This is a genomic window from Dactylosporangium sp. CA-233914 (assembly GCF_050942935.1).
In the GTDB taxonomy this organism is placed as follows: domain Bacteria; phylum Actinomycetota; class Actinomycetes; order Mycobacteriales; family Micromonosporaceae; genus Dactylosporangium.
In genome coordinates, this window is the sequence record NZ_CP192030.1 from 4,036,851 (window position 1) to 4,060,647 (window position 23,797).

At 69.0% G+C, this 23,797-nt stretch carries 16 protein-coding genes; 10 read left to right on the forward strand and 6 right to left on the reverse strand.

Translation table 11 applies throughout. The annotated features are described in order from the left end of the window. Positions 1-241 precede the first annotated feature (241 nt). The 5 genes from ACQPY0_RS18320 to ACQPY0_RS18340 all read left to right on the forward strand — a co-directional run bounded on the left by ACQPY0_RS18320 (position 242) and on the right by ACQPY0_RS18340 (position 5,342). Positions 242-496, forward strand: coding sequence for a DUF2795 domain-containing protein (locus tag ACQPY0_RS18320; RefSeq protein WP_432990358.1), 255 nt, complete (start codon positions 242-244; stop codon positions 494-496). 174 nt (positions 497-670) lie between these two features. Then, positions 671-2,293, forward strand: a complete 1,623-nt coding sequence (gene qcrB, locus ACQPY0_RS18325; protein WP_432990360.1) for a cytochrome bc1 complex cytochrome b subunit — start codon at positions 671-673, stop codon at positions 2,291-2,293. A gap of 629 nt (positions 2,294-2,922) precedes the next feature. Then, on the forward strand, positions 2,923-3,453 hold the full coding sequence (locus ACQPY0_RS18330; RefSeq protein ID WP_432990362.1) for a DUF3887 domain-containing protein: 531 nt from the start codon (positions 2,923-2,925) through the stop codon (positions 3,451-3,453). Beyond that, positions 3,454-4,590 carry an ATP-binding cassette domain-containing protein gene (locus tag ACQPY0_RS18335; protein ID WP_432990364.1) on the forward strand — a complete coding sequence of 379 codons (1,137 nt, stop codon included), beginning with the start codon at positions 3,454-3,456 and terminating at the stop codon, positions 4,588-4,590. Next, positions 4,587-5,342, forward strand: a complete 756-nt coding sequence (locus ACQPY0_RS18340; RefSeq protein WP_432990366.1) for a hypothetical protein — start codon at positions 4,587-4,589, stop codon at positions 5,340-5,342. Before ACQPY0_RS18335 ends, ACQPY0_RS18340 begins: the two co-directional genes overlap by 4 nt. 185 nt (positions 5,343-5,527) lie before the next feature. Here ACQPY0_RS18340 and ACQPY0_RS18345 read toward each other — a convergent pair whose 3' ends face one another. Together ACQPY0_RS18345 and ACQPY0_RS18350 are read right to left on the reverse strand one after the other, a co-directional pair. After that, the gene (locus ACQPY0_RS18345; RefSeq protein WP_432990368.1) at positions 5,528-5,734 is read right to left on the reverse strand and encodes a hypothetical protein; all 207 of its coding nucleotides are present in this window, start codon (positions 5,732-5,734) and stop codon (positions 5,528-5,530) included. A 393-nt stretch (positions 5,735-6,127) separates the two neighbouring features. Beyond that, positions 6,128-6,466 carry an Imm51 family immunity protein gene (locus ACQPY0_RS18350; protein WP_432990370.1) on the reverse strand — a complete coding sequence of 113 codons (339 nt, stop codon included), beginning with the start codon at positions 6,464-6,466 and terminating at the stop codon, positions 6,128-6,130. A 475-nt stretch (positions 6,467-6,941) separates the two neighbouring features. On the opposite strand from ACQPY0_RS18350, the gene ACQPY0_RS18355 reads away from it, so the two are divergent. The 4 genes from ACQPY0_RS18355 to ACQPY0_RS18370 all read left to right on the forward strand — a co-directional run bounded on the left by ACQPY0_RS18355 (position 6,942) and on the right by ACQPY0_RS18370 (position 13,017). Further along, a complete protein-coding gene (locus ACQPY0_RS18355) occupies positions 6,942-7,265 on the forward strand; it encodes a hypothetical protein (protein ID WP_432990372.1) in 324 nt (107 codons plus the stop codon). Positions 7,266-7,282: 17 nt separating this feature from the next. After that, a complete protein-coding gene (locus ACQPY0_RS18360; RefSeq protein WP_432995293.1) occupies positions 7,283-7,636 on the forward strand; it encodes a GntR family transcriptional regulator in 354 nt (117 codons plus the stop codon). 404 nt (positions 7,637-8,040) lie between these two features. After that, on the forward strand, positions 8,041-9,870 hold the full coding sequence (locus tag ACQPY0_RS18365) for an alkaline phosphatase family protein (protein ID WP_432990374.1): 1,830 nt from the start codon (positions 8,041-8,043) through the stop codon (positions 9,868-9,870). Between the two features lie 9 nt (positions 9,871-9,879). Next, positions 9,880-13,017, forward strand: a complete 3,138-nt coding sequence (locus ACQPY0_RS18370; protein WP_432990376.1) for an InlB B-repeat-containing protein — start codon at positions 9,880-9,882, stop codon at positions 13,015-13,017. A gap of 318 nt (positions 13,018-13,335) precedes the next feature. Here ACQPY0_RS18370 and ACQPY0_RS18375 read toward each other — a convergent pair whose 3' ends face one another. The 4 genes from ACQPY0_RS18375 to ACQPY0_RS18390 all read right to left on the reverse strand — a co-directional run bounded on the left by ACQPY0_RS18375 (position 13,336) and on the right by ACQPY0_RS18390 (position 20,101). Beyond that, on the reverse strand, positions 13,336-14,691 hold the full coding sequence (locus ACQPY0_RS18375; protein WP_432990378.1) for an MFS transporter: 1,356 nt from the start codon (positions 14,689-14,691) through the stop codon (positions 13,336-13,338). Between the two features lie 53 nt (positions 14,692-14,744). Next, positions 14,745-15,941 carry a PLP-dependent aminotransferase family protein gene (locus tag ACQPY0_RS18380; protein ID WP_432990380.1) on the reverse strand — a complete coding sequence of 399 codons (1,197 nt, stop codon included), beginning with the start codon at positions 15,939-15,941 and terminating at the stop codon, positions 14,745-14,747. Beyond that, positions 15,938-19,171 carry an ATP-binding protein gene (locus tag ACQPY0_RS18385; protein ID WP_432990382.1) on the reverse strand — a complete coding sequence of 1,078 codons (3,234 nt, stop codon included), beginning with the start codon at positions 19,169-19,171 and terminating at the stop codon, positions 15,938-15,940. The genes ACQPY0_RS18380 and ACQPY0_RS18385 overlap by 4 nt, the downstream gene beginning before the upstream one ends. Before the next feature lie 387 nt (positions 19,172-19,558). Next, the gene (locus ACQPY0_RS18390) at positions 19,559-20,101 is read right to left on the reverse strand and encodes a monooxygenase family protein (RefSeq protein WP_432990384.1); all 543 of its coding nucleotides are present in this window, start codon (positions 20,099-20,101) and stop codon (positions 19,559-19,561) included. 392 nt (positions 20,102-20,493) lie between these two features. On the opposite strand from ACQPY0_RS18390, the gene ACQPY0_RS18395 reads away from it, so the two are divergent. Beyond that, a complete protein-coding gene (locus ACQPY0_RS18395) occupies positions 20,494-23,730 on the forward strand; it encodes a BTAD domain-containing putative transcriptional regulator (RefSeq protein ID WP_432990386.1) in 3,237 nt (1,078 codons plus the stop codon). Positions 23,731-23,797 lie beyond the last annotated feature (67 nt).

Below are 23,797 nucleotides of genomic sequence, written 5' to 3' on the forward strand. Positions count from 1 at the left end.
ACGCCCAGATCAAAGCTGAGCGTGGTGGACAGCGACATTTTCGGGCACTCCGGACGCGACATGCAGGCCGCGCTGATCGCCGGGCAGCGGCCTGACGTTCAAGGCCGCCGACGCGGTACCGCATCGGGTCGCCTCCGGGGGTGACGTAATTCCGCGGCGCGGCCCGGGCTTGGACGTCGTGGCAGTGGGTAGCGGCAGGACATGGCTGCCAACCCGATCGAGGTGCAGCGGTCCGAGGAGCATGCAGAGCCTCGTCGAACAGGCCCGTCAGCACGGCGCCGACGAGAAGGTGATGCGGACCTTGCAGGACCTTCCGTGCGACCGGTTCGCCTCGCCGAACGATGTCAGCCAGGCCATCGGCAAGCAGGGTACGCTGCGGCGCGACGTCGTGGAGATCCTGTTCGCGCGCGTCAGCTCCGCACCGGGGGCACGCAAGGAGGACCTGTTCAACGACCTGGTCGGGCTGCTGGCCGTGCATCGGGCGGCGCGTGCTTGATTCCCGACGGCGGCACGTTGGTCGAGGAACGCCTCCGAGGGGAGGCGGACGCCAAGCGGGCGCTCGCCGACGTCTACGAGCTGGGGGCGATCATCCGGAGTTCGACCGGCACCTGGGCGTGCTGGCCGAGTCGGTGCTGGCCTATGCGGCGCGACCTGCATTCTGGGAGCGGCCATGAGACGACGCAAGACCGATCTGCGGGCCCTGCCGGCCAACTCGGCGAGGGCGGTCGACGAGCGGTTTCAGGCGGCGACGCCGTTGCGTCGCCTGTTCAACAAGGTCTTCCCGGACCACTGGTCGTTCCTGCTGGGCGAGATCGCGCTCTACTCGTTCGTCGTGCTGCTGCTCAGCGGCACCTTCCTCGCGCTGTTCTTCGACCCGTCCATGCGCGAGACGGCCTACAACGGCAGCTATCCTCCGCTGCGCGGGGTGGAGATGTCGCAGGCGTACAACACGACGCTGCAACTTTCGTTCGACATCCGCGGTGGCCTGTTCGTGCGGCAGATGCACCACTGGGCGGCGCTGCTGTTCGTGGCCGCGATCGTGGTGCACATGTTCCGGATCTTCTTCACCGGCGCGTTCCGCAATCCGCGCGAGGCCAACTGGATCGTTGGCATCCTGCTGTTCTGGATGGCCTTCCTGGAGGGCTTCGCCGGCTACTCGCTGCCCGACGACGCGCTGTCCGGCACCGGCCTGCGCATCGCGAGCGCCATCGCGCTGTCGATCCCGATCGTCGGCACCTGGGTGACCACCTCGCTGTTCGGGGGCGAGTTCCCGGGTGAGATCATCCTTCCCCGGCTGTACATCGTGCACGTCCTGCTGGTGCCGGCCGCGCTGCTCGCGCTCATCAGTGTCCATATGGGCCTGCTGGTGAAGCAGAAGCACACCCAGTGGCCCGGCTTCGGCCGCACCAACGAGAACGTGGTCGGCGTGCGGATGTTCCCGAACTTCGCGGTCAAGTCCGGCGGCTTCTTCATGTTCGTGTTCGCCATGATCGCCGCGCTGGCCGGCCTCGTGCAGATCAACCCGATCTGGCTGTACGGGCCGTACAAGGCCGCGGTGGTCTCGGCGGCGAGCCAGCCCGACTGGTACGTCATGTTCCTCGACGGCGCGGCCCGTCTCTTCCCGGCGTGGGAGATCCGGTTCCACCTGTTCGGCAACGGCTACACCGTCCCGCCGATCTTCTGGCCCACTGTTGTGCTGCCCAGCCTCCTCGCCATATTGCCGATGCTCTATCCGTTCATCGAGCGGCGCTTCTCGAAGGACAGGGCCATCCACAACCTGCTGCAGCGCCCGCGGGACAACCCTTCCCGCACCGGACTCGGCGCGATGGCGATCACGTTCTACGCGATCCTGCTGATCTCCGGCGGCAACGACGTGCTGGCGGACAAGTTCCACATCAGCCTCAACGCGATGATCTGGGCGGGTCGCATCGGCATCGTGATCCTGCCGCCGCTGGCCTACTACCTGTCGTACCGGATCGCGCTGGGCCTGCAGCAGCACGACCGCGAGGTGCTGGTGCACGGCCTCGAGACCGGCATCATCCGCCGTCTGCCCGACGGCCGCTTCGTCGAGGTCCACCAGCCGCTCCCGGCGGCCGGCGACGGCCGGCGCGCCAAGGAGGAGCGCCGTCTGGAGTACTCGGGCTGGGTGGTCCCGAAGAAGATGAACCGGATCGGCGCGCTCGCCCCCACGGTGAAGGGCTTCTTCTTCCCGATTGAGAAGGCCCCCGCGCCGCCGGCCCGGCGCGAGCTCGAAGAGCACGGCAAGGTCTCTTCGCCCCGCGAGCCCGAGTAGCCGGGCGGGCCCTCCCTCGCAGTCGGCCGCGATCGCGCGTCCAGCAGTGCCGAGCTTGCAATTGTGGTGCTACCAAAACCGGACGAGTTGGCAATTTCAGCCTGTGCAGTGCTCGTGGATCAGGCGGTGCAGGACGCGTCGTCTGCGTACGGCTCCGTCGAGCGGGATCACGACGTCCGGCAAACGAGGTCGCGAAGCGTTTCGCCAACGACCCACGCGTTCGCGTGATCAATCCGGCAACTGGGTTTGACACAGGCGAGATTCGCAGCGCAACCCATGCGCGGGCGATGGCGGCAGCCGGCCGCGGTAAGGCTGGTCAGAAGGGCATCGGAGCCTCGGCGATGCGCAGCACGCGTCAACCGGGGAAGCCGTGATTACGTGCGCTGCGCGTTCCTTTTCGTGCTAAGGTTCGCACGAAAAGGTAGGTGATCATGGCGAACGTCGACGAGGTGGCGGCGTGTGAGGTGTGCGGTCGGATTCTGGAATCCCAGGTAGGACCCGGTCGTCGTCGGCGATACTGCGGGGCGACCTGTCGTAGCGCGGCCCGGCGACAACGGGCGAACGGGGATGTCGTAAAGGTCTCATTGACGCGAGCGCAGCGTAAAGCGAAGCTTGACGACGTGGATGTCATGTCGCCGTTGCGGGCGCTCCAGCAAGCCCTCGACGCCGTGCGCGAGGCCGAGAGCCGGCTGCGCGGTGCGGTGGATGCCGCGCGTGGGGCCGGCCACACCTGGTCGGAGATCGGCGACGTGCTCGGCACGACGCGGCAGGCCGCGTTCCAGCGCTTCGGCCGGCCGATCGACCCCCGCACCGGCACCCCGATGAACGCGGCACTGCTGCCCGGTGCAGCCGAGGCCGCGGTCGCCCTCTTCGTCAACCTCGCCGAGGGCAACTGGGAGGAGGCGCGCCGCAACTTCGATGCCAAGGTCACCGAGGCGCTGCCCGACGCGGCCTCCGTCGCCGCCACCTGGGCCGCGCTCGCCGGCCGCTATGGGCGATACGAACAACACATGGGCGAGCCGCTCGCCCACCAGGTCGGCGACTACACCGTCGTCGACATACCGCTGCAGTTCGAGGTGGGTGAGCAGGCAGGCCGGGTCAGCTTCAGCCCCGACGGCAAGGTCGCCGGCCTGTTCGTGCTGCCCCCGGAGGCGATTTGAGTGCGTAACCCCGCCGCCTGGCTCCCGATCGCCGCGCTGCTGCTGGCGTTCGTCATCGTCTGCTTCGCACAACTGATCCGCCGCCCGACCAGGTATCTGCCCAAGGCCGCCTGGGCGCTGATCATCCTGGCGCAAATCCCGCTCGGCGGCGTGCTGTACCTGATCATCGGACGCGCCGAACGGACGACGACTACCGAGCCGCTGCCCACCGCTACCCCCGACGCGCCGGCCGTGGACCGCCCACGGCCGGTCACGGCGCAACCCGCTGCCGTGCGAACCCATGCCCTGACGAAGCTCTTTCGCGGCAACGTCGGCCTGCACGCTGTGGATCTGGACGTACCGGCCCGCGGGGTGTACGGACTCGTCGGCCCCAACGGTGCGGGCAAGACGACACTGCTGTCCCTGCTCGCGGGGTTGCGCCGCCCCGGCTCCGGCCAGATATCCACCACGGCCCGGGTGGTGCTGTGCCCCGATACGCCGGCCTTCGAGCCGTGGCTGACGGCGGCGGAGACCGTCGAACTGTTCCGGCGGCCGAGCCCCGGCGGGACGACCGGCACCGATCACGCCCTCGCACTCGTCGGCCTGACCGCGGCACGGGATCGGCGGGTTGGCGGCTTCTCCAGAGGCATGGCGCAGCGGCTCGGCCTCGCCGTGGTGCTCGCCTCCGGCGCTCAGGTGCTGCTGCTGGACGAGCCGACCAGCGCCCTGGACCCGCAGGGCCGCTCCGAGGTCCTGGATCTCATCACCGCACTCGGACGCGACCACGCGGTGGTCCTCTCCAGCCACATCCTCGCCGATGTCCAGCGTGTCGCCGACACGGTCGGCGTCCTGCGCGAGGGCCGGCTCATCTACCAGGGCCCGGTCGACGAACTCCTGGACCGGCACACCCTACCGAGTTGGCAGCTGCACCTGCGCACCGGCGCCGACCGGCTCGCCGACCGCCTCGGCCGCCTTGACTGGGTGGCCGCGGTGCGGCGGCACGAGCAGGGCCTGCGCGTGGATACCACGACCGTGCACGCCGGCGAAACGCTGCTGCCGGCCGAGATCAGTGCGAGCGGTGCGGAACTTATCGCGTTCAACCCGGTCGGCGCCGACCTGGAGACGGTCTTTCTGAACCTGGTGGAGGTGCGGTCGTGAACCTGTGGCGGCTGGAGCGGCTGAGGCTGTTGCGGACCGGGCGGTGGATCGCCCTGGCCGCGATCTTCCTGCTGCTCGGCTTCGGCGAGCCACTGCTCACCCGGTACCTTGGGCAACTGCTGAGCGGCGCCACCGGCACCGGCAACATTCAAGTTACGGTGACCAGGCCGCAGCCGTCCGACGGGATGGGCGCCTACTTCGGCAACATCACCACGCTCGGCACACTCGTCACCGTCGTCATCGCCGGCCTTGCCTTCTCGGTGCGGGCCAACCCGCCGCTCGCCACGCTCTACCTGACCCAGGTGCCAGGTCGGATCAGACTGCTGGTCCCCCGACTGGTGACGATCGCGGCCGCGGCCGCGGTAGCCAGCGCTGCTGGCGGGGCCGCGGCGGCCTACGAAACGACACTCCTCCTCGGCGCGCCGGACGTGCGCGCGACCGCCACCGGCATCCTGATCTCCAGTCTGGGCGCGGTGTTCGCCGTCGCGGTCACCTTCCTGGCCGCCATGATCCTGCGCGGACAGGTGGCCACGATCGCGGTCGCGCTCGGCACGATCTTCGTGGCGGTACCGTTCGCCAACCTGATCCCGGGCATCCGCAACATCGGACCCGCAGCGTTCGTCGCACTGCCCAAGCAGCTGCAGCTCACCGAGTGGCGCACCGACGACACCTGGGCAACCGTGGTGACGCTGCTGCTAGCCGCTGTGTGCGTGGCCGGCGGGCTGTGGCGAGCCACCCGCTGGGAGCTGTAGACCGCCGGCGCTGGGTAGCGCCGGACCCGTCTTGCCCCGGCTCCGTGGTCTCCCTGTCCATGCCCGCCCGACTTGTCGGTGGGAGGTAGCCGGATTCGGCCTCCACGACCGCCTTCGACGACATCGTCCCAGGCACGTCCCGCCTTCGTCAGAGCCGCTTGCCACCCTCACCGCCGTTGCGCGGATCAGGCTGCCTCAACAGTCGTGGTCGACGACGAGCGTGGCCGGTGGCGACCCGAGCGCCCTGCCCGATCGCCGATGTGGCCGTGACTGTCGATCGTCGCGATCCCGAACCCGAACGCATCGATCTCCGCACGAAGCTCCTGGCCGCCCTCGCCGGCCGACACCCCACCGACCTGGCCAAAGCCCTCGCTGAACACCGCAGCAGCCACCTACCGAACCCTGCGCCACGGGCACCAGCCGAGTCGGTCCGCCGGCGCCGAGCCCGCATCGCTTGTTCGCCGCCATCCGCCGTGATGCCGTCAACAACCCCGCCCCGTCAACACGGTTCCCTCGCCGAACGGCACGGCGTCCGCGGCCGAACCATCCAGACACTCACCGCAGCGGCTCCGCCGCTCCGAAAATCGCTACCCAGCCGCGGATCCCGCCTCGACCAGCACCAAGCCGTCATCGACGCAACGCTCACCCAGCCGCGCACGCACCAACCTCGCGTCACCATCCAGCAGATCCACGACCACCTCACCACCAACCTCGGCGTCGACATCTCATCTGATCCACCCAGGTCAACGCGCCCTCTTCGGACCAACTTCGCTGGCAGCAGACAATCAATCGTCGAACACGAAACCGATGGAAGCCGCCAGCTCAACAAGGCGCCGTAGGTGCATCTCATCCGTAGCTACGCTGCTGAGCAGAGCGGCTAGATCGTCCAGGGCAGCACGGTCGTCGCTGTAGGCGCAAAAGGCTCCGCCTTCGGGATCACTCTCGAAACGACCCTTCAGCGCCGGCGCCTCAGACACCACAAGCAGCTCAACAATGCCTTCCCAGAAGTAGCCGTTCGGCGTGTGTCCAAGGTCCGAGATCACGTCGTCGACATCGGTAGTTCCCGCCTCGAGCCACAGGCTGTACCTGCCCGACTCCGCTTCATCCACCTCGATCGGGTCCATGCTGGGATTCTGGCATGGCGGATCACGAACCAAGCCAGCCGGCCGATGACGTCGACGACGTACGTGTCGACGTGAGGTGTGCCGCCGCTGCGGTAGACGAGGTTCGCCGTCAGGTACGCGGTGTAGGGGCCGACACCCTTGACGCCGAGCAGGTCGGCAATCACCTCAGCCGGTGGACGGCTGCGCCAGTCGGCTCAGATGTAGCCGACCTCGGTGAGGTAGCTGGCGACGTTGGCGAGGTCTTTCGCGCGGAACCCGACCTTGCAGGCGCGTAGCTCTTCGTCGGTGGCGCGGGCCATCATCGGCGGTGTCGGGGCTGAGCTGCTGCGCCCGCCGAACCGACATCCGGGCCCGAACGGAGACCGGTCTGTTCCACGGCGTTCAGACGCTGCGTCAGCTGCGGCCGTCCACTGTGGACGCTGCGACCGTCCAGGCCGGACCGTGGACCGTCCCGGGTGGAGTGGTTGGCCTGCTGATGGCGTACGTCGCCGTGTACACCATCGTCCGGCGACCGCGATCCGGTAGTACCAGCGCACTGGCCGGCGATGACACGCTGCGCAGGCGCGCGGCCCGCAACGTCGCCGGTGGCGTCGGCACCCTCATCGCCCTCCCTCTCGCCGGTGTCAGCCTGACCGCGGCCGATGGCCTGCTCGGCATCTCCTGCGCGCCGACGTGGCGGACGGTTACGGGCTGGGGGCTGCTCGAATTGGTTCCTGCGGCGCTTGCCATGGCGAGCTGGTGTGTAGCCGCGGTACTCACCTCGATGGACCGGGCCGACCCGCGGGTGCGGACGCCGTGACCGATCGTCCGGCGTTGATGGTGGTCGCCGACGATCCCACGCCACCGTACGAGCAACTGCGCCGCCAACTGATCGAGCTGGTCCGCTTCGGTGTGCTGGCCCCGGGTGACCGCCTCCCACCCTTGCGCCAGCTCGCGGCCGACCTCGGGCTTGCCGTCGGCACGGTCGCCCGGACGTACCGTGAACTTGAGATGGCCGGGATCGTGGTCCCCGGCGGGGTGGCGGAACGCGCGTCGCAGCGGCCCCCCTTCGAGCCGGATCCGGCCGGGGCGTTGCGCGACCGCGCGACCTCGTTCGTGCGCGAGGCGTGCCTCCTCGGCGCGGAAGATGATCCGATTGTGTCGGCGATCGCTCGGGTGCCCGGTCGCTGAGTGCGCTCAAGCTTACTGACATCTGGCGAATCGACACGCGGTGGTCGACCCGATCTTGGTCGAGAGACAGTCCACCGTGAACTCCCGGTAGCCCGTCCGTTCACCTTCAAACGGTGGACTGCGTCGGATTTTCAGTCGTGTGGGAAGGGTGTACTGGAATGTCCACAGAGGATGCCGGCTATGTCGGTACCGCCGGGGATGGCGAGGATCGAACCTCCTCCGGGCACAGTGAGTTGAGGCCGACGCGCCGGCGGGTGCTCCAGGGCCTTGGCGTCGCCGCCGGGGCCGTGGCGGTAGGCGGTGCTGCGGTTGGTGGCGCTGGTTCGGCCGCGGCGGCGCCGGCGAAGTCACCTGGTTCGTTGCCGCCGGCCAGCTATGTGCTGCCCGCGGGCTTCACCGGGACGATGGCCGATCTGAAGCATGTCGTGATCCTCATGCAGGAGAACCGCTCGTTTGACCAGTACTTCGGTCAGCTGCCGGGCGTGCGCGGTCACAACGACAAGCAGATACTGCGCTTCCAGAACGGGACGACCGTTTTCCAGCAGCCGAACGGCTCCAGTGTGGTTACGCCGTTCCACTCCGCCAGCAACTACGGGTTCGACCACAACTTCTACGGCGCGAACGGCGGCCGCTGGAACACCTGGGTGCCGGACAAGGGCGGCAACTGCATGCACTACTACTACCTGAGTGAGGTGCCGGTCCATGCGACGCTGGCGCAGGAGTTCACGGTCTGCGACATGAACTTCTGCTCGCTGCATGGTCCGACCACCCCGAATCGGTTGTACCTCTGGACCGGGACCTCGAACGGTGTGGTGGGCAACGGTGGCGAGTCTTCCGGCAACCGCGCTTGGCAGACCTACCCGGAGGTCCTCCAGGCGGCCGACGTCAGTTGGCGGATCTATGTCGACAACACCAACAACGGTGGCAGCTGGGTCGGCGACTACGCCGACAACCCGATCCGCGGCTTCGCCGCGTTCACCCCGTCGAGCACGAACCTCAACGACCCTGTCAAAACCGCTCCCGGCACCGGCCTGGTGTGGCGCGCCAACTCGTTCCCGTACGCCTCGACCGGTACCCCGAACAACAACACCGACACGAACCTTGTCGGCGTGCTGAAGGACTTCATCGCCGCGTGCCAGCCGGATGCGCAGCACCCGTTGCCGGACGTGTCGTACATCGTCGCGCCCTACGGCTGGTCCGAGCATCCGGCGGCCGGTCCGGCCGACGGCGGCCGATTTGTCAAGAAGGTGATCGACACCCTCCAGGCCAACCAGGAGCTCTGGAAGTCGACGCTGCTGATCATCACTTACGACGAGAACGACGGCGCGTTCGACCACGTCCTGCCGCCGCGCCCCGAACCGGGCGAGCCGGCTGAGTGGTCCGGCAGCACCCCGTTCGGCTACGGCCCTCGCGTGCCGATGATTCTCGTGTCGCCGTGGACGCGTGGCGGCTGGGTCAGCTCGGAGGTCTTCGACCACACCTCCCTCATCCGCTTCCTCGAGACGTGGACGGCGTACCGCGGCACGCCGGCGATGAGCGGCACGATCAGCGGATGGCGCCGCGGTATCAGCGGCGACCTCACCAGCGCGATCGACTTCACCCGCCCGGTCGTCGCGCCGCTGACGCTCAGCACGTCCAGCGTGCCGACGTACCCCGCGGGGCAGCTCAAGCCCCGGCCGCTGCCCTTCCACGGCCACGGCGTGCTCGTCGAGGACCGCGTCAAGGGCACCGTCCGCGCGGACCTGTCCATGCATGGCGGCGCGTCGGGCAAGACGCTGAGCATGCAGGTCTTCCCGGACAAGTACCAGGCGTTCGCCAACACCGCCTTGACGGTCGGCCAGGGCGCCACGAAGAGCTACACCTGGGACGTCACGCAGACCGACGGAAAGTACGCCTTCTCGGTCTACGGCCACGACGGCTTCGTCCGCTCCTTCGCCGGCCAGGTCGTGCCCGCCGGACAGAACAACATCGGGATCCCGCGCGTCGACGTCGACCTCGTGACCGGCTCCGCCGTGACGGTCAAGATCACGTTGCGCAACGACGGCACGCAGCCGGTGCGCTACTCCGTCACGGCCAACGACTATCTCGGCGGCAACCAGACCTATCGGGTAGCCGGCGGCAAGTCGACCGTCGTCGAGTGGCCCACCCAGAACGGCTACTACGACGTGATCATCACCGCCGACACCGGAACCGGCTGGACCCAGCGCTACGCCGGCCGCGTGGCAACGATCTGAGGGACGACAATGCATATCAAGCAGGGAAGGAAGGCATCCGCCGTCACCGCGGCCGGTACCGTGCTGTTCGCACTGCTCACCGTGGCCGCGACGCCGGCCGACGCAGCGGTGCCGACGGTTTCCGGAGACGTCCAGCCAGTTGCCTCGTACGACTTCGACAACGACTCGGGTAGCACGGTCGTCGATTCCTCGGGTCACGGCAACAACGCGACCTGGACGGGAACGCCCAGCTATGCCAGTGGGATCAGCGGCAAGGCGATGCAGTTCATCCGCGGCACGCAGATCGTCACGCTGCCGTCGAACGTCAAGCCCGGCAGCACCGGCGTGTCCGTCGAGTTCTGGCTGTACGAGACCGAAGCCAGCCAGGACGGCGCCATCTTCGGCAACGAAGACTGGCGGTCGGGTTCAGGCCCTTACGGTGGTCTGCTGCTGTACAACCTCAACGGCACCACCCAGCTCAGCGCGCTCATCGGCGGCAACTCGGCCCGGCTCACCAGCCTCGGTAACATCAAGGGGAAGTGGGTCTACGTCGGCGCCGTCGTCGACAGCACCGCCAAGACCCTGAAGGTCTATATCAATGGCGTCCAGGTCGGGAGCACCCTCAACTACACCACAACGAATCCGCTCGACGGCGGCCTGCCGTTCCGGATCGGAACCGACGGCCGCGGTGTGACGCTCACCGGCGACTACCCCGGAGCATGGGCCAGCGGCTTGGTCGACGACTTCAATCTCTACGACCGGCCGATCAGTTCCACGCAGATCGCCAACCACTTCGCCGCCACGAACCCGGCCAACTATCACTCGATCACGGTCACCAGCGGCGGCCACGGCTCGGCATCGGCCAACTTCGCGGCGACCGGCCCGGGCACGAAGGTGTCGCTCACCGAGAACGCGACGGTGGGCTACCACTTCGCCGGTTGGCAGGTTCAGAGCCCGTCGGATCTGACGATCAGCTCGGACAATACGTTCGCGATGCCCGCCGCGGACGTATCAGTGCTGGCTAGTTTCCACCCGAACGTGTATACCGTGCGCTACGTCGGCAACGGTGCGGACGGTGGATCGACCCCGGACCAGAAGATCAGTTACGACCAGTCCACGCCCCTCACGGCGAACAGCTACACCCGAACCGGCGCTGACTTCGCCGGCTGGGCGACAAGCCCGGCCGGGCCGGTGGTCTACCGCGACGGGGAGAGCGTGTCGAACCTCGCCGTGACTGACGGGGCGACCGTCACACTCTACGCACGCTGGCGCGGCACGGGCCAGCACCTGGTCTCGTTCGGAACCGGTGCGCACGGCACCGCGACCGCTTCAGCAGACTCGGTCACCCCGGGCCGTAGCGTGACACTCACCGCGACGCCGGCCACTGGATATCACCTCGCGGGCTGGCAGGTCGAGGCTCCGACCGGCCTGACGGTGAATGCCGACAACACCTTCACCATGCCGGCAGCGGACGTGATGCTCACCCCGCAGTTCGCGCCGAACACCTACACAGTCCGCTACAACGGCAACGGCGCCGGCGGGGGCACAACGGCCGACAGTTCGTTCTCCTACGACCAAGCTGGCGCACTTGCGCCGAACGGCTTCGCCCGCGAAGGCTTCCGCTTCGCCGGGTGGAGCACCACCGCGACGGGACCGGTCGTTTACGAGGACATGGCCACGGCCGGCAACCTGACCGCCGAGCAGGGCGGCACCGTCACGTTGTATGCGCAGTGGACCAAGCTGTCGGTGCAGCCGGGCTCGTGGCCGAGTCTGCCCGCGGGTTTCGTCACGGACACCTTCCACCTGCCGAGCGTGCCGGTCACGGCGGCGATCAGTCAGCCGCTGGCCGGGCTGTGGAACGGCGCGGCGCCGACGCGGTTCAGCAAGGTCTCGGGTGACGCGTGGCTCAATGTGAGCGCGGACGGCACCGTCAGCGGGACCGCCCCGGACACGGTGCCGCAGAATGCCGGCGAGATCATGGTGTCGGCGACCAACGGGACCACAACTTCGCGCATCCTCGTCGAGGTGCCGGTCAAGGCGCTGCACGCGGCCCCGCGAGTCCAGACCGCGTCGTGGAATGCCTGGGGCAATGGCCAGCATGTCACCGATGCGGTCGGGAAGAACCTGGCCGTGATCGCCGCGCAGGGCATCGGCGTCGTAGGGTTCCAGGACGGCGGCTACGCCATGGCACAGTCCGTCGGGGCTTCGCTGGGCTGGCAGGTCCACGGGGTCGGTGACCTTGGCATCGTCTCGGCCTACCCGTTCACGACCGCAAAGCGGGTGTACCCGACCAGCTCGACGCCGGCAGCCGCGGTGACGATCGGCGTTGACGGCAACCCGATCCACGTGTGGGTCGCCCACCTCAACGAGTCCGACTACGGCCCGTACAACGCTTGCTTCAACGGGATGACGGATCCGGCGACCCTGATCTCGCATGAGAAGTCAACCACCCGATACGCGCAGGCGCAGGCGGTGGCACAAGCGATGAAGGACGACCTGAAGCGCAGCGTGCCGGTGGTACTGCTCGGCGACCTGGCCTCGCCCTCGGGTGCCGACTGGACCAATGCCACATCAGGTTCGCACTGCGACGCAGGCGCTGTCGACTGGCCCGTCCCCGACGTGTTCACCCGTGCCGGGCTGGCCGACTCGTTCCGGGTGGCCAACACGGATCCCGCCGCCGACTCCGGAAACACCTGGTCACCGGTCACCCCGACCAACGGCAACGGGCAGCCCGAGCCGCAGGACCGCATCGACTACGTTCACTACACCCGCGGTGCCCTGCACGTCGAGGAGGCACACACGTTGACGGTCGGCTGGCCCTCGGCCACAAACGTCGCCGGCAACGCCTGGGCCAGCGATCACGCCGCGGCGGTCACGACGTTCGCCGTCGGTGGCACGACGACCGGCCCGACACCGCCGAAGGCTCCAACAGTCGCGGTAATCAGGCACACGATCACCTACCAGGTCGGCCACGGTCCGGCCGACGACGCCGCATTCCTCAACGACATCGGTGCCAGTACCAACCCGGGTGACGCCGCCCTCGCGGTCGACCTCAGCCACGTCGATTTCACCGTCGCGGGTTGGTACACCGCCGTGATCACGTCGACGAGGAAGGGCATGATCTCCGACCCGGTAACCATCGCCGTCCAAGTGGAGCCCATGCCCTAACTGACGCTGTCGGCCGCCGCATCGGCACGTGCCTCGGCGACCTGTTCGCCGCGCTCGACGGCTGGACCGACCCAGCCGTCATGCCGCTCACCGAGGCTGCCAACGCCCGGGTGCTCGACAGGGCAGCGTACGACGACGTACTACGTGCGCTGCCCCGTCGCCGGCAGGCGTTGGAAGGAACCATTCGAGACCTCGGCACTCGCCGAAAGCGTGCGTTGAGCGCGGCGAACACCGAATTCGGACCAATCTTGGCATGCGTCCCGCCCACGGCCAGCCGGCGGATCCGCACGGCAGTTCCGGCGAGGGAAGCGGGCGGCGTCACCCCACTGCGTTTTCCGGGGCGACGGCACGCGGCGCTGCAGCGTGGGCGCGCTTGTCCAAGGTGTACCGACGTTGCAGCGCGATGGCGATCGTCATGAGCACGGCCGGCACCAAGGTGAAGCCGTAGCGAACGGCCGCCAGCGCGCCGGAAGACTGCGTGGTGTGCTCGCCCGCGGTACTGGCCACGAACCCGCCCGCAGCCAGGCAGGCCGAGTACACGTACGGCCCCAATGCGCCGCCGGTGGCCTCGGCGGCGGTCCACACGCCGGTGTAACTGCCCGCACTGGCGGTACCGGCCGGCCCGGCGGCGGCGATGACGTCGGGCACCATCGACAGCGGCATCAGTTGCATCGCGGCGAACGCGACGCCCAGCATCGCCACGGCTGCGATCAGCAGGGGCAGGCCGGCCGCGGCGCCCAGGGCCAGCACCAGCGAGCCGGCCACGAACGCGGCCTGAGCGGCGAGCAGGCTGCGCTGCTTGCCGAAACGCCGGGCCACCAGTACCCACAGGGGCGTAGCGAGGACCGCCGGCGCCATGAAAGCCGCGATGAGCACGGTCGTGAGCGCGGAGCGGCCCAGCTCGTACTCAGCGAAGTACGGCATGGCGGCCAGTACCAGGTTCATCGTGATCGCGACGGTCAGATATGACGCAGTCAGCGCACGGAACTGCCGGTCGCGTAGCGCCACCAGCAGCCCGCCCCGGTGCCCCGGCTCGGCCGGGGTGCCCGGCGCAGCCCGGTTGAGGCGGGCGACGCCGGTGATGCCGGCCAGCATCGCCGCAAGCATGGCCACGCCGAGCAGCAGGGCCATCCTCGTGTAATCGCCGACGCCCGGATCGTCGCCGGCGACCAGCGGCGCGGCTACGCCGGCGAGCAGGACGCTCACGGTGATCACGACATTGCGGTAGCCCATGAGGCGGGTCCGCTCGTGGTAGTCGATGCCCAGGTCGGCCGGTGTGGCCAGGTAGGAAACCTGGTAGCACGAGTAGAGCAGGTTGCCGGCGACCAGCGCCACCGCGACCCATATCGCGGCGGTTGTCCCGTGCAGGTCCGACGGCACGGCGAACATGGCCACGAAGGCGAGCACCACGACGCAGCCCGCCAACATCAGTTGCCGGCGGTGGCCGCCGCCGGCCAGGTTGGCATCGGAGAGCCGGCCCACCCACGGGTGCACCACGATATCGGCGACATTCGGCAGCAGCAGCGCGAGTCCGGCCGCGTGCGGCGGCACGGCCAGGACGTCGGTCAGGAAGTACAACAGGAAGATGCCCGGCACGGTGACCCAGATGCCCATGCCGATCGAACCCGCGGCGAACGGGGCGAGTGCGCGGAGGGGGAGCCGAACGTTGGTCATGAGCCGCCTCCCGGGAATCCACCATAGGGGACTGTCGTTGCTCGCATGCGTCCTCAGAAGGCCAGGGCCAGCCGGCGTACGGCCTCCCGCAGTTCTTCCGGAGTGCGGTCGCTGTAGGCGAACCGCAGGTGCCGGGCCGAAGACCGCCGACCGGGGTCCGCCGCGAAGAACTCGCCCGGCTGGTAGATCACGCCGTGGGCGGCCGCCCGTTGGAACAGCGCTGCGGGGTCCACAGCGTCGTTGGTGAGCCGCGGCCAGAGGAACAGCCCGCCTTCGGGGGCCACGATTTGCAGGGCGCCCGGGAGGTGTTCCCGCAGGGCGTCGATCAGCACACCAGCGCGTTCTCGGTACAACGCGGTGGCGCTGTTCACGATCCGGTCGAACCATTGGGCGTCGTCGGTGAGCAGCCGTTCGACTATCGCCTGGGTCACCGAGGATGTGTGTACGTCGAGGCGGTTGCGCAGCCGGATCACCGGGTCCACGAGGTGGTCGGGCAGCACCAGCCAGCCCACGCGCCAGCCGGGGCCGAGGGTCTTGGTGAAGGTGTTGACGTGGATCGCCCGATCCGACTGGTTGAAGACCGCGACACCTTGGTCCTGGCCGGCGAAGCGCAGTTCGCGGTACGGATTGTCGACGATCACGTAGAAGCCGTGCCGCTCGGCGAGCTCGATCAGTGCCTGCCGCTTCGGCGCCGAGAGGCTGACCTGGGCGGGGTTGTGGAAGTCGGGCACGGTGTAGGCTGCGGCGATCCGGGCGCCGGTGGCGAGCCGCCGGGCGAGGTGTTCGACATCGAAGCCGTCGGCCATGACCGGTACCGGCAAGATCCGCGTCGTCGATACCTCCAGGGCCCACAGGAAACCCGGGAACACCGGATCGTCCACCGCGACGGTGGCACCGCGCTCGACGACGGTCAGCACCGCTAGTGCGAGGCCGTGCATGCCACCGTTCGTCACCACGATCCGGCTCGGGTCGACGCCCTCCCGTTTCGCGATCCAGTCGCACAGCGCGGCGGATCCGCGCGCCGGCGAATACTGCAGGCACGCGACCGCGGCGTCGGGGTCCTGCCACAGCTGCGTCGATGCCTGGCCGATCGCCTCGACCGGCAAAGCCGTAGGCGCGGGGATGCCACCCAGCAGGCGAATCGTTCCGGGGGCAGGGGCGGCCAGGCTGGCGTCGACGAAGCCCTTCGGCGCCGAGAGCCCACGGGCCAGGGCCGTCAGCCGGCTCTGTTCCTCAGGGCCTGCGGTCATGCATTGCCTCCAGCTCCTGAGAGGAATCGTTCGGCGCGTCGCGCGAACAGGTGCGCCTCACATGCGGTGGATTGCGTGTAGGCCCGTTCGGCGGCGGCCCGGACAGCGGTGAGGGGTGCACCGCGGGCCTGCAGCAGGCGCGCCTTCAGCAGCAGGAGCAGCCCTTCGGCGTAACGCTGGCCGTAGTCCCACATTGCCTGGTCGGCTCGGTCAACAGCGGCGTCGGCCCGATCGGGCAATCCGGCTGCCAGCCACATCTCGGCGATCAGTGCGTAGTGGTAGGCGATGCCCCATTGCGGCGGATGGAGCAGGTTGGCGACCAGGAGTTCCTCAGCCTCGGCCGCGGCGCCAGCCGGATCCTCGCCGGTGAGGGCGCGTGCCCAGCACCAGCCCTGCCGGATGTAGTGGTCGATCTGGGCGCGGAGACGGGCGAGGCCGGCGGCGGCCCACCGCTCGCCGGCTCGCCGTGCCGCTTCGGCGTCCCCGGCCATGGAAGCGATCATGGTCGTGTAGTAGACCCAGACTGAGGCCGCGTACGGGTCCCCCGGGGTGTCCCAAGTGTCGACGAAAGCCAGCGCCGCGTCGACATCACCGTGTAGCGCGGTCATGACTGCCCGCCAGCCGGGCCCTTCCCCGGGAATGCTGCCATCCCGCCGGAGCGGTGTCTCTTCGTCCGGGGCGACGGTGCCGCCGGCAGCGGCGACATCCTCCTCGGTGAAGGACCGGTACGCCTCGCCGATGTTGCCGATGTCCCACTGATGCAGGCCCCAGGCCTGCCGGCCGTAGCGTCGGACGGCCGGATCGGCGGACACCTGACCGAGCTCGTGCATTCGGCGGGCCAACTGCCCGCGGCCCTCCTCGATGGAGGTGTAGGCACCCATCAGACGGATGAAGAGGAAGTCGGCGGCCTCCGCCTCCCGGCCGAGGGTGCGGGCCAGGTATTCGGCCCGCTCCAGCAGATCGAATGTCGAGGCGTCGTACCCCGACTGTCGTCTCACGACGATGGCGAGCAGCGTGAGGGCGGAGAACTCCAGCTCCATGAGTCCTGAAGCCCGGGTGACCTGGATGGCGGAGCGCAGCTGTCGATTGGCGGACTCGAACGCGAGTTTGGCTGCCGCGCGGCGCCCGGCGCGGATCAGCGCCTCCGCGGCGCGAACGGGCTCGGCGAGGGGGCCGGCGGCCCACAGGTGGTATGCGAGGCGTTCGGCGACGTCCTCATCGTCGGCATGGATCTGTTCGAGCGCGTCCGCGACGCGCAGATGCAGCTGGGTGACCTGCTGTTTCGTCGCGGTCTCGGAAACTGACTCGCGAACCAGGTCGTGCGCGAAGCGGAGCGAGGACGGGTCCTGCGGCCCGGGCTCGAGTAGCCCGAGAGTATGCAGCGGTTCCAGGCGATGGAGGCAGTCCGCGACGTCTACACCGGTGGCGCGGGACAGCAGCCTGAGATCGACGTCGCGGCCGATGAGCGCGGCCACATGCAGCAGGTCGCGGGCGCTGTCGTCGAGCCCGGCCATCCGGTCGCGGACGACGTCATGGACGGTGGATGGGACCCCGGCCGATGCGGACGTGTCGCCGTCGCCGATCGCGCCGACCTCGCTGAGGAGCCGGGACAGTTCGCGGACGAAGAACGGATTGCCGGAGGTACGGGCGTGGATGGCGCGGGCGACGGCGTCGCCGGGATCCTGGCCGGCCTCGTGGCGGATGAGTTCCGCCACGTCGGCCAGGCCGAGCGGGCCGAGCCGGAACCTCCGGTGACCGGGCCGCCGGCTGGCAGCGGCCAGCACCCGGGAGAGGTCCGAGCTGAGTGCGGGTGCCCGGTCACGTAGCGCGCCGATGATCGCGGTGCCATGGGGTAGCCGCCCCGCCAGGTGATGCAACAACTGCAGGGAGGCGGCGTCGGCCCATTGGAGATCATCAAGTATCAGGAGTGTCGGCCGCCGCGCCGAGGCTTGTCCGACCAGGGCGACGACCTGCTCGAACAGCCGGAACTGGGCATTGCCGTCGGGAAACTCCCGGGTGGCGTCGTCCCGCGCCGCAAGGAGGCTTCCCAGCTCGCCGGTGAGCCACTGTTTGCTCGCCGGAGCGGGCAAACTGCCGACGACCTTGCTCAGTGCCTGCTCCCATGGCCACATCGCCGGTGTCCCATCGCCCTCCAGGCAGGAGCCCCAGACGGCGAGTGCACCCAGCCGGCCCGCCACGGCGGCGGCCTCCTCCAGCAGGCGGGTCTTGCCTGCGCCCGGTTCGCCTTCGACGACGCCGATCGCGGTGTCGCCGGCGAGTGCGCGCTCCACAATGCGCCGCAGCGTGGCGAGCTCCTCGGTCCGGCCGATCAAGGCGGCCGCCGTGGTCCGCCCGACCTCCTCGTCCGCCTCCCGCACAAGCGGCGACGCCGGGGGCTGCGTGAGAATCCGCCGCTGCGCGTCCTCCAGCGCCGGACCCGGGTCAATGCCAAGCTCGTCGGCGAGCCGGTCACGGACCTGACGAAACACCGACAGCGCCTCCGCCTGGCGTCCAGTAGCGCCGAGAACGCCGACGAGACCGGCCAGCACGGGTTCGTTGAACGGTGCCATCGATGCGGCCAGTTGCAAAGCCGCAAGCACCCGCTCCGGTCGGCCCATCGACACGGCAAGCTCCGCCGCCGCCGTGCACGCGTCGTAGAACTCGTTGTCGAGCGCGGCGAAGACCGTCGTGGCGATTGTCCCGTCGGCGATGCCGTCGCCCGCCGGGCCATGCCAGAGCCCGAGCGCTCCGACGTAGTGATCGAGGGCCGCCTCGTGATCGTGCTGAGTCAGCGCGGCCCTAGCGGCATCGACAAGTTCTCGGAAGGCGACGAGGTCCAGCATGGCGGGGCCGGCGGCGAAAAGGTAGGAATTGCCGCGACGGTGGACGAACGAGCCGGTTTCGCGGACGGGCAGCAGAGGCTCGAGCAGCCGTCGCAACGCGCCGATGTACTTGTGAAGAACGTTCAAAGCGCTGGAGGGGACGTCATCGCCCCAGATCAGGTCGATCAGCTCGCTCGTGCTGGTCGGCCTGCCGGTGCGGGCCAGCAGCAGAGCCAGGAGGTATGCCTGTTGCCGTGGCCCGGCATCCAGTTCGACACCGTCGCGCCAGATCCGTAACGGGCCTAGGATCTGCAGATACGGCGAGGATCTGCGCGCTGGCTGATCTTCACCGCCGGACCGGGCTGCAAGGACTGGCACCGCTACACTTCTCGATCCCGAGACGGACACGACGCGATCTTCGCCGACGCAGACGCCGACTTCGTACGGACGTACGTGGACCGGTCGAATTCTACCGCTCGGTGCGGCAAGGCTCGCCCATGCCTTCGCAGGGCGTAATGCACCCTCAGACAGGGCTGGGTTCCTCATGCCACCGACACCTCGCGGGCCAGGTCTCGCGCCGGATAGAAAGCCGATCGTCTCGCTCCTGTCAGGCATGAGCATCGGTCGTCTCCGAGAGCGCGGTCCGGAGCTGTTCCGGACGGCGGCCGGCATCGATCCGTCCGGGGCGCGGCGGCAGGTCACGCTCGCTTGAGCATGGCGACATCGTGCCGCACGCACCGGCTCACACGACCACAGCTTTGCCGGGCTTGCCGGCGGCCCGCGCCGGCACGTGGATCAAGCCGTTCCATCAGCGGGTTTCGGTTGGGCGTCCGGCGTGTAGAGCTCTTCCTCGCTGACGACCGGTGCGATGGTGTCCTCGGGACGTCCGACTCGCGCGGCCGAGCCGAACATGTGGCCGCGCGCCGGATGCACGGGGGCGAAGGAGGCGAACCCACGGTGTCTCGGGATGTCGTCATACACCGCCTCCATTCCGCCGCGGATCAAGTACGTTTCGTGCCAGAAGCCGGTACCGCCGCTGTCGCGCAGGAAATCTCGCCACCAGCGTCGGTGCGGTTCAGAGCGTGCCCATGACAAGAGCGAAGGCAGGTCGCGCCAGTACTGGCGGATGCCGACGTGCATGGGGAACAGCGACCACAGCAGCGACTCGTGCGCTAGCAGGCCTTCAGGCTCGCCGTTCGCGGATCGGCCGATCTGCGGGCCGTAGCCCGCCAAGGTGCGCAGGCCGTAGAGCCGATTGACGCGCATGCCAAGGTAGACAACCACGAGGTCGGGATATGGTGCCAGGTCGACTGTCTGCCGATTGACGCGGGTAGGCATCACAGGGCCTCCTTGGGTCGATGCGCGACGAGACCAAGGCTAGTGACGGGTACTGAATGAACACTTGACGTCGACTGAACACGGTGGCGGGCATCCGCACGGTTGCGCCACCGTCCCGCGCTGTTCGCCGGCGGTCGAAGCGGCGTGGCTGACGCTGAACCGTCCGCCTTGCCCGCCCGTTCACAAACCGTCAAGGGTTCCGGACCAGCCTGCAGACGTGATGTCGAGGGACATCCTCTTGTGGCCGCTGCCACTGCGTGAGTCGAATGAAGCCAGGGCTGGGGTGCGTGCCTGTTCGGATCGATGTTTGATGGGCTGGGCAGGGTTTGGACCGGTAGGCTTTGTGCGCGCTGCAACTCCGCGTTCGACGGCTGGTCAGCCGACGATCTGTCATGTTCCTGGGGGTCGGCGTGGCCTTGCCAGTTCATCCGGTCCAGCCTGACGACGAGGGGCGGCCGGTCGGTGGCGTTGGTTTGCGCCTGCAGGTCCTCGGCCCGTTACGGGTGTGGCGGGACGGTGTCGAGCTGGATACCGGTCCCCGGCAGCAGGCGTATCTGCTGGCCTTGCTGCTGGCTCGGGTGGGCAGGCCGATCAGCGCGAGCGAGTTGATCGATCTGATCTGGGGCGACGGCGTCACCAGCAGCGCGCTCAATGTCATCCACAAGTACGTCGGCGCGTTGCGGCGGCTGCTCGAACCCGCGATCCCCTCCCGTAGAACCGGCTCGTACCTGCACCGCCGCGGCAACACCTACCTGTTCACGGCGCCTTCCGGCATGCTGGACCTGGTCGCCTTCCGGGAGCTCGTCGAGACCGCGAAAGAGGCCCTCGCAGAGCATCGTCACGAAATGGCGCTTGATCGCTACATCGAAGCGCTCGGCCTGTGGCAGGGCCGTGCGGGCGACGGATTCACGCATGGGCCGACCGCGTTGCCGATCTTCGCGGCCCTCGACGACGAGTTCCACGCCGCGTGCGCTGCAGCGGCCGAACTGGCGATGTCGCTGCGCCGGCCGGCGCCTGTGCTGCCGGCGTTGCGGCTGGCCGCATCGATGGCGCCGTTCCATGAACCGGTGCAGGCCAGCCTCATTGCCATCCTCGGGGCCGCGGGGCGCCGTGCGGAGGCACTGTCGGCGTTCCGCACGGTCAGCGCCTGCCTTGCCGACGAGCTCGGTGTCGAGCCCGGCCCGGCGCTGCAGGCCGCATATCTGCAGGTACTGGCGCAGCCTCCGACGTCGCCGGTCGTGACGGGTGCGGACGTCCGGGGTGACGGCGCGTCGGCGCGAGCGGCGGCCGGGCTGGTCGGCCGGGCCGAGGAGCTCGCCATCCTGCGGCAAGCCGTCGAGATGGCACTCACCGGCCGCTCGGCGCTCGCCATCGTCGAAGGCGAACCGGGCGTGGGCAAGACCCGTCTGCTGCAGGAAACCGCCGCCGAAGCGAGCCAGCTCGGCCCGTTCGTGGTCTGGGGTTCCTGCTTGGAAGGTGATGGAACACCGTCGATGTGGCCGTGGGAGCAGGCGCTCCGTCCGATCCTCGACAGCCTGCCGGCGCCGTTGCGGGAGAAATGGCTCGCCAGTGATCTCGGCGGCCTCCTCGAACCGCGAAACGACACCGCGGCCGCGCCAACGGTTCCTGACAGCGGCGCCCAGTTCCGCCTGCTCGAACAGGTCGTCACCGTAGTCGGGCAGGCCTCGGCGCAACGGCCCACGCTGCTGATCCTCGATGATCTCCAATGGGCCGACACCGCCTCGCTCCAGCTGTTCGGCCACCTCGCGGCCCGGCTACCCGCCGGCACGGTGATCATCGGCGCGCTCCGTGATCGCGCACCCGTACCCGGCTCTGACTTGTCGCGGGTCCTGGCCGCGGCCAGTCGGCTGCCGGATCACCGCAGGATCCGGCTCGGCCCGCTCGGCTTGACCGAGGTGACCGAGCTCATCCGCCGCGAAACCGGCCAGGACCCGGGCGCTGATGTCGCCCGCGGCATCCACACCCGTACGGCTGGCAATCCGTTCTTCGTCCGGGAGCTGTCCCGGCTCCTGAGCGACGGCGGCTCGCTGCGCGACGGCGAGGAAGCAGTGCCGGCCGGGGTACCGGCCACCGTACGAGACGTCGTCCGCGACCGGATGGCCGGTCTCGACGACAGCGCTCGCGACCTGCTGCAGGTCGCCGCGCTCATCGGCCGCGACGTGGACCTCGCCCTGCTCGCCGGCGCAGCCGGCGTCGACGTCGCGGACTGCCTCGAACGCCTCGAACCGCTGCAGGCGCTCGGTCTGCTGGAAACCAAGCCGGAAAGCCCGCACTCGCTACGGTTCGCGCACGACCTGGTCCGCGAGTCGGTCACCGAGACCACGACACGGCAGCAGACCGTCCGGCTGCATCTGCGCGTTGCCGACGCCCTCGAACGCACCCATGTGGACGACGAGTCTGTCGCCGAACGCCTCGCCTACCACCTGTGGGCCGCCGGCCCGCTCGCCGGCCCGGCTCGCACCGCGCAGGCACTGGCCCGTGCTGGCCGCCGTGCGGCGACCAAGCTCGCGTTCGCGGCCGCCGGTCGGCACCTGGAATCGGCCGCCCAGATCGCGCGCACGGCCGGCCTGCGGGACCTGGAGCTGTCGGTGCTGTCACTGCTCACCCTTGTCGCCAGCAGGCACGCGGGATACGGCGGTTCGACGTTCGACCTGCTGGAGCGGGCCGAGTACCTGGCCCGCACGCTCGGCCACGAGACGGAGGCCGTCCGCTTTCTGTTCGTTCGGCTGGTCGGGGCCTACACCTCGATCGAGAACGACCGTGGGAGGTGGGCTCGCCGACTGTACGAGCAAGGACAGGCGTCCGCCGACCCGATCATCCAGGCGTACGGTCGGCATGCCTGGGGCCTGTACCAGTGGGACATCGGCAACATCGGCGAGGCGTACCGCTTCTTCAGCGCGCAAGGCCACACCAGCCCGCACCATGGTGCCGGCGACCTCGGACCGTGGAAGGTGCCGAATGAACGGATCGGTTGGCTGGCCGTGATCACCGCGCTGCACGGCGATGTCGAGACGGCACGGTCCGCGATCGACAAGGCGTACCTCGCCGACGAAGACCTGTTTGCGATGTCGGTCTGGGCCTATTACCACACCATGGCGGCCTCGATGGCCGGTGACGCGCGACGGGTGATGTGGGCGGCCGAGCGGTGGATCGCGGCCGGCGCCGACCGCTCCGGCGTCGCGCAGGAGCACTACATCTGGCTGGACTGGCACTGGGCCTGTGCACTCACCGGCGACGACCCGGCCGGCAAGGCGGCAGAGGCCGAACAACTCCTGGCCGCGACCCTCCTGGACCCGCCGCGATGGGGCATCGCATACCACTACGGACTGATCGCCGAGATGTGGCTGGCCGCCGACATGCCCGACGCGGCCGCAACCGCCCTCGACCGAGCCGACCGGGCCCTCACGACCTACGGCCAACGTTTCGCCGAAGGGCTCCTGCTGTTGCTGCGCGCGCGCCTGCTGCACGCCCGCGGCGAACCCGTCGACGTCGTGCGAGCCGCCGCCGAAGCAGCCCGCGCCCGATCGGACGAACGCGGGGCCTACCTCTTCGCGCGCCGCTCCGAGCGGTTCCTGGCCGAAATCGACCAGGAATCGCCGGACATTTGATCGCGCGCTGGACGCGGAAGTCAGCCGCCGAGTGCGCGGCGGCGGCCAGGATCGCGTCGATCGTCGC

Excerpts from the sequence above, each read along its gene's own strand:
- ACQPY0_RS18355 (WP_432990372.1), top strand. The coding sequence starts at position 6,942 with ATGGCGTACGTCGCCGTGTACACCATCGTCCGGCGACCGCGATCCGGT.
- ACQPY0_RS18365 (WP_432990374.1), top strand. The coding sequence starts at position 8,041 with ATGGCCGATCTGAAGCATGTCGTGATCCTCATGCAGGAGAACCGCTCG.
- ACQPY0_RS18370 (WP_432990376.1), top strand. The coding sequence starts at position 9,880 with ATGCATATCAAGCAGGGAAGGAAGGCATCCGCCGTCACCGCGGCCGGT.
- ACQPY0_RS18380 (WP_432990380.1), bottom strand. The coding sequence starts at position 15,941 with ATGACCGCAGGCCCTGAGGAACAGAGCCGGCTGACGGCCCTGGCCCGT.
- ACQPY0_RS18330 (WP_432990362.1), top strand. The coding sequence starts at position 2,923 with ATGTCGCCGTTGCGGGCGCTCCAGCAAGCCCTCGACGCCGTGCGCGAG.
- ACQPY0_RS18360 (WP_432995293.1), top strand. The coding sequence starts at position 7,283 with ATGGTGGTCGCCGACGATCCCACGCCACCGTACGAGCAACTGCGCCGC.
- ACQPY0_RS18390 (WP_432990384.1), bottom strand. The coding sequence starts at position 20,101 with ATGCCTACCCGCGTCAATCGGCAGACAGTCGACCTGGCACCATATCCC.
- ACQPY0_RS18375 (WP_432990378.1), bottom strand. The coding sequence starts at position 14,691 with ATGACCAACGTTCGGCTCCCCCTCCGCGCACTCGCCCCGTTCGCCGCG.
- ACQPY0_RS18320 (WP_432990358.1), top strand. The coding sequence starts at position 242 with ATGCAGAGCCTCGTCGAACAGGCCCGTCAGCACGGCGCCGACGAGAAG.
- qcrB (WP_432990360.1), top strand. The coding sequence starts at position 671 with ATGAGACGACGCAAGACCGATCTGCGGGCCCTGCCGGCCAACTCGGCG.
- ACQPY0_RS18395 (WP_432990386.1), top strand. The coding sequence starts at position 20,494 with ATGTTCCTGGGGGTCGGCGTGGCCTTGCCAGTTCATCCGGTCCAGCCT.
- ACQPY0_RS18350 (WP_432990370.1), bottom strand. The coding sequence starts at position 6,466 with ATGGACCCGATCGAGGTGGATGAAGCGGAGTCGGGCAGGTACAGCCTG.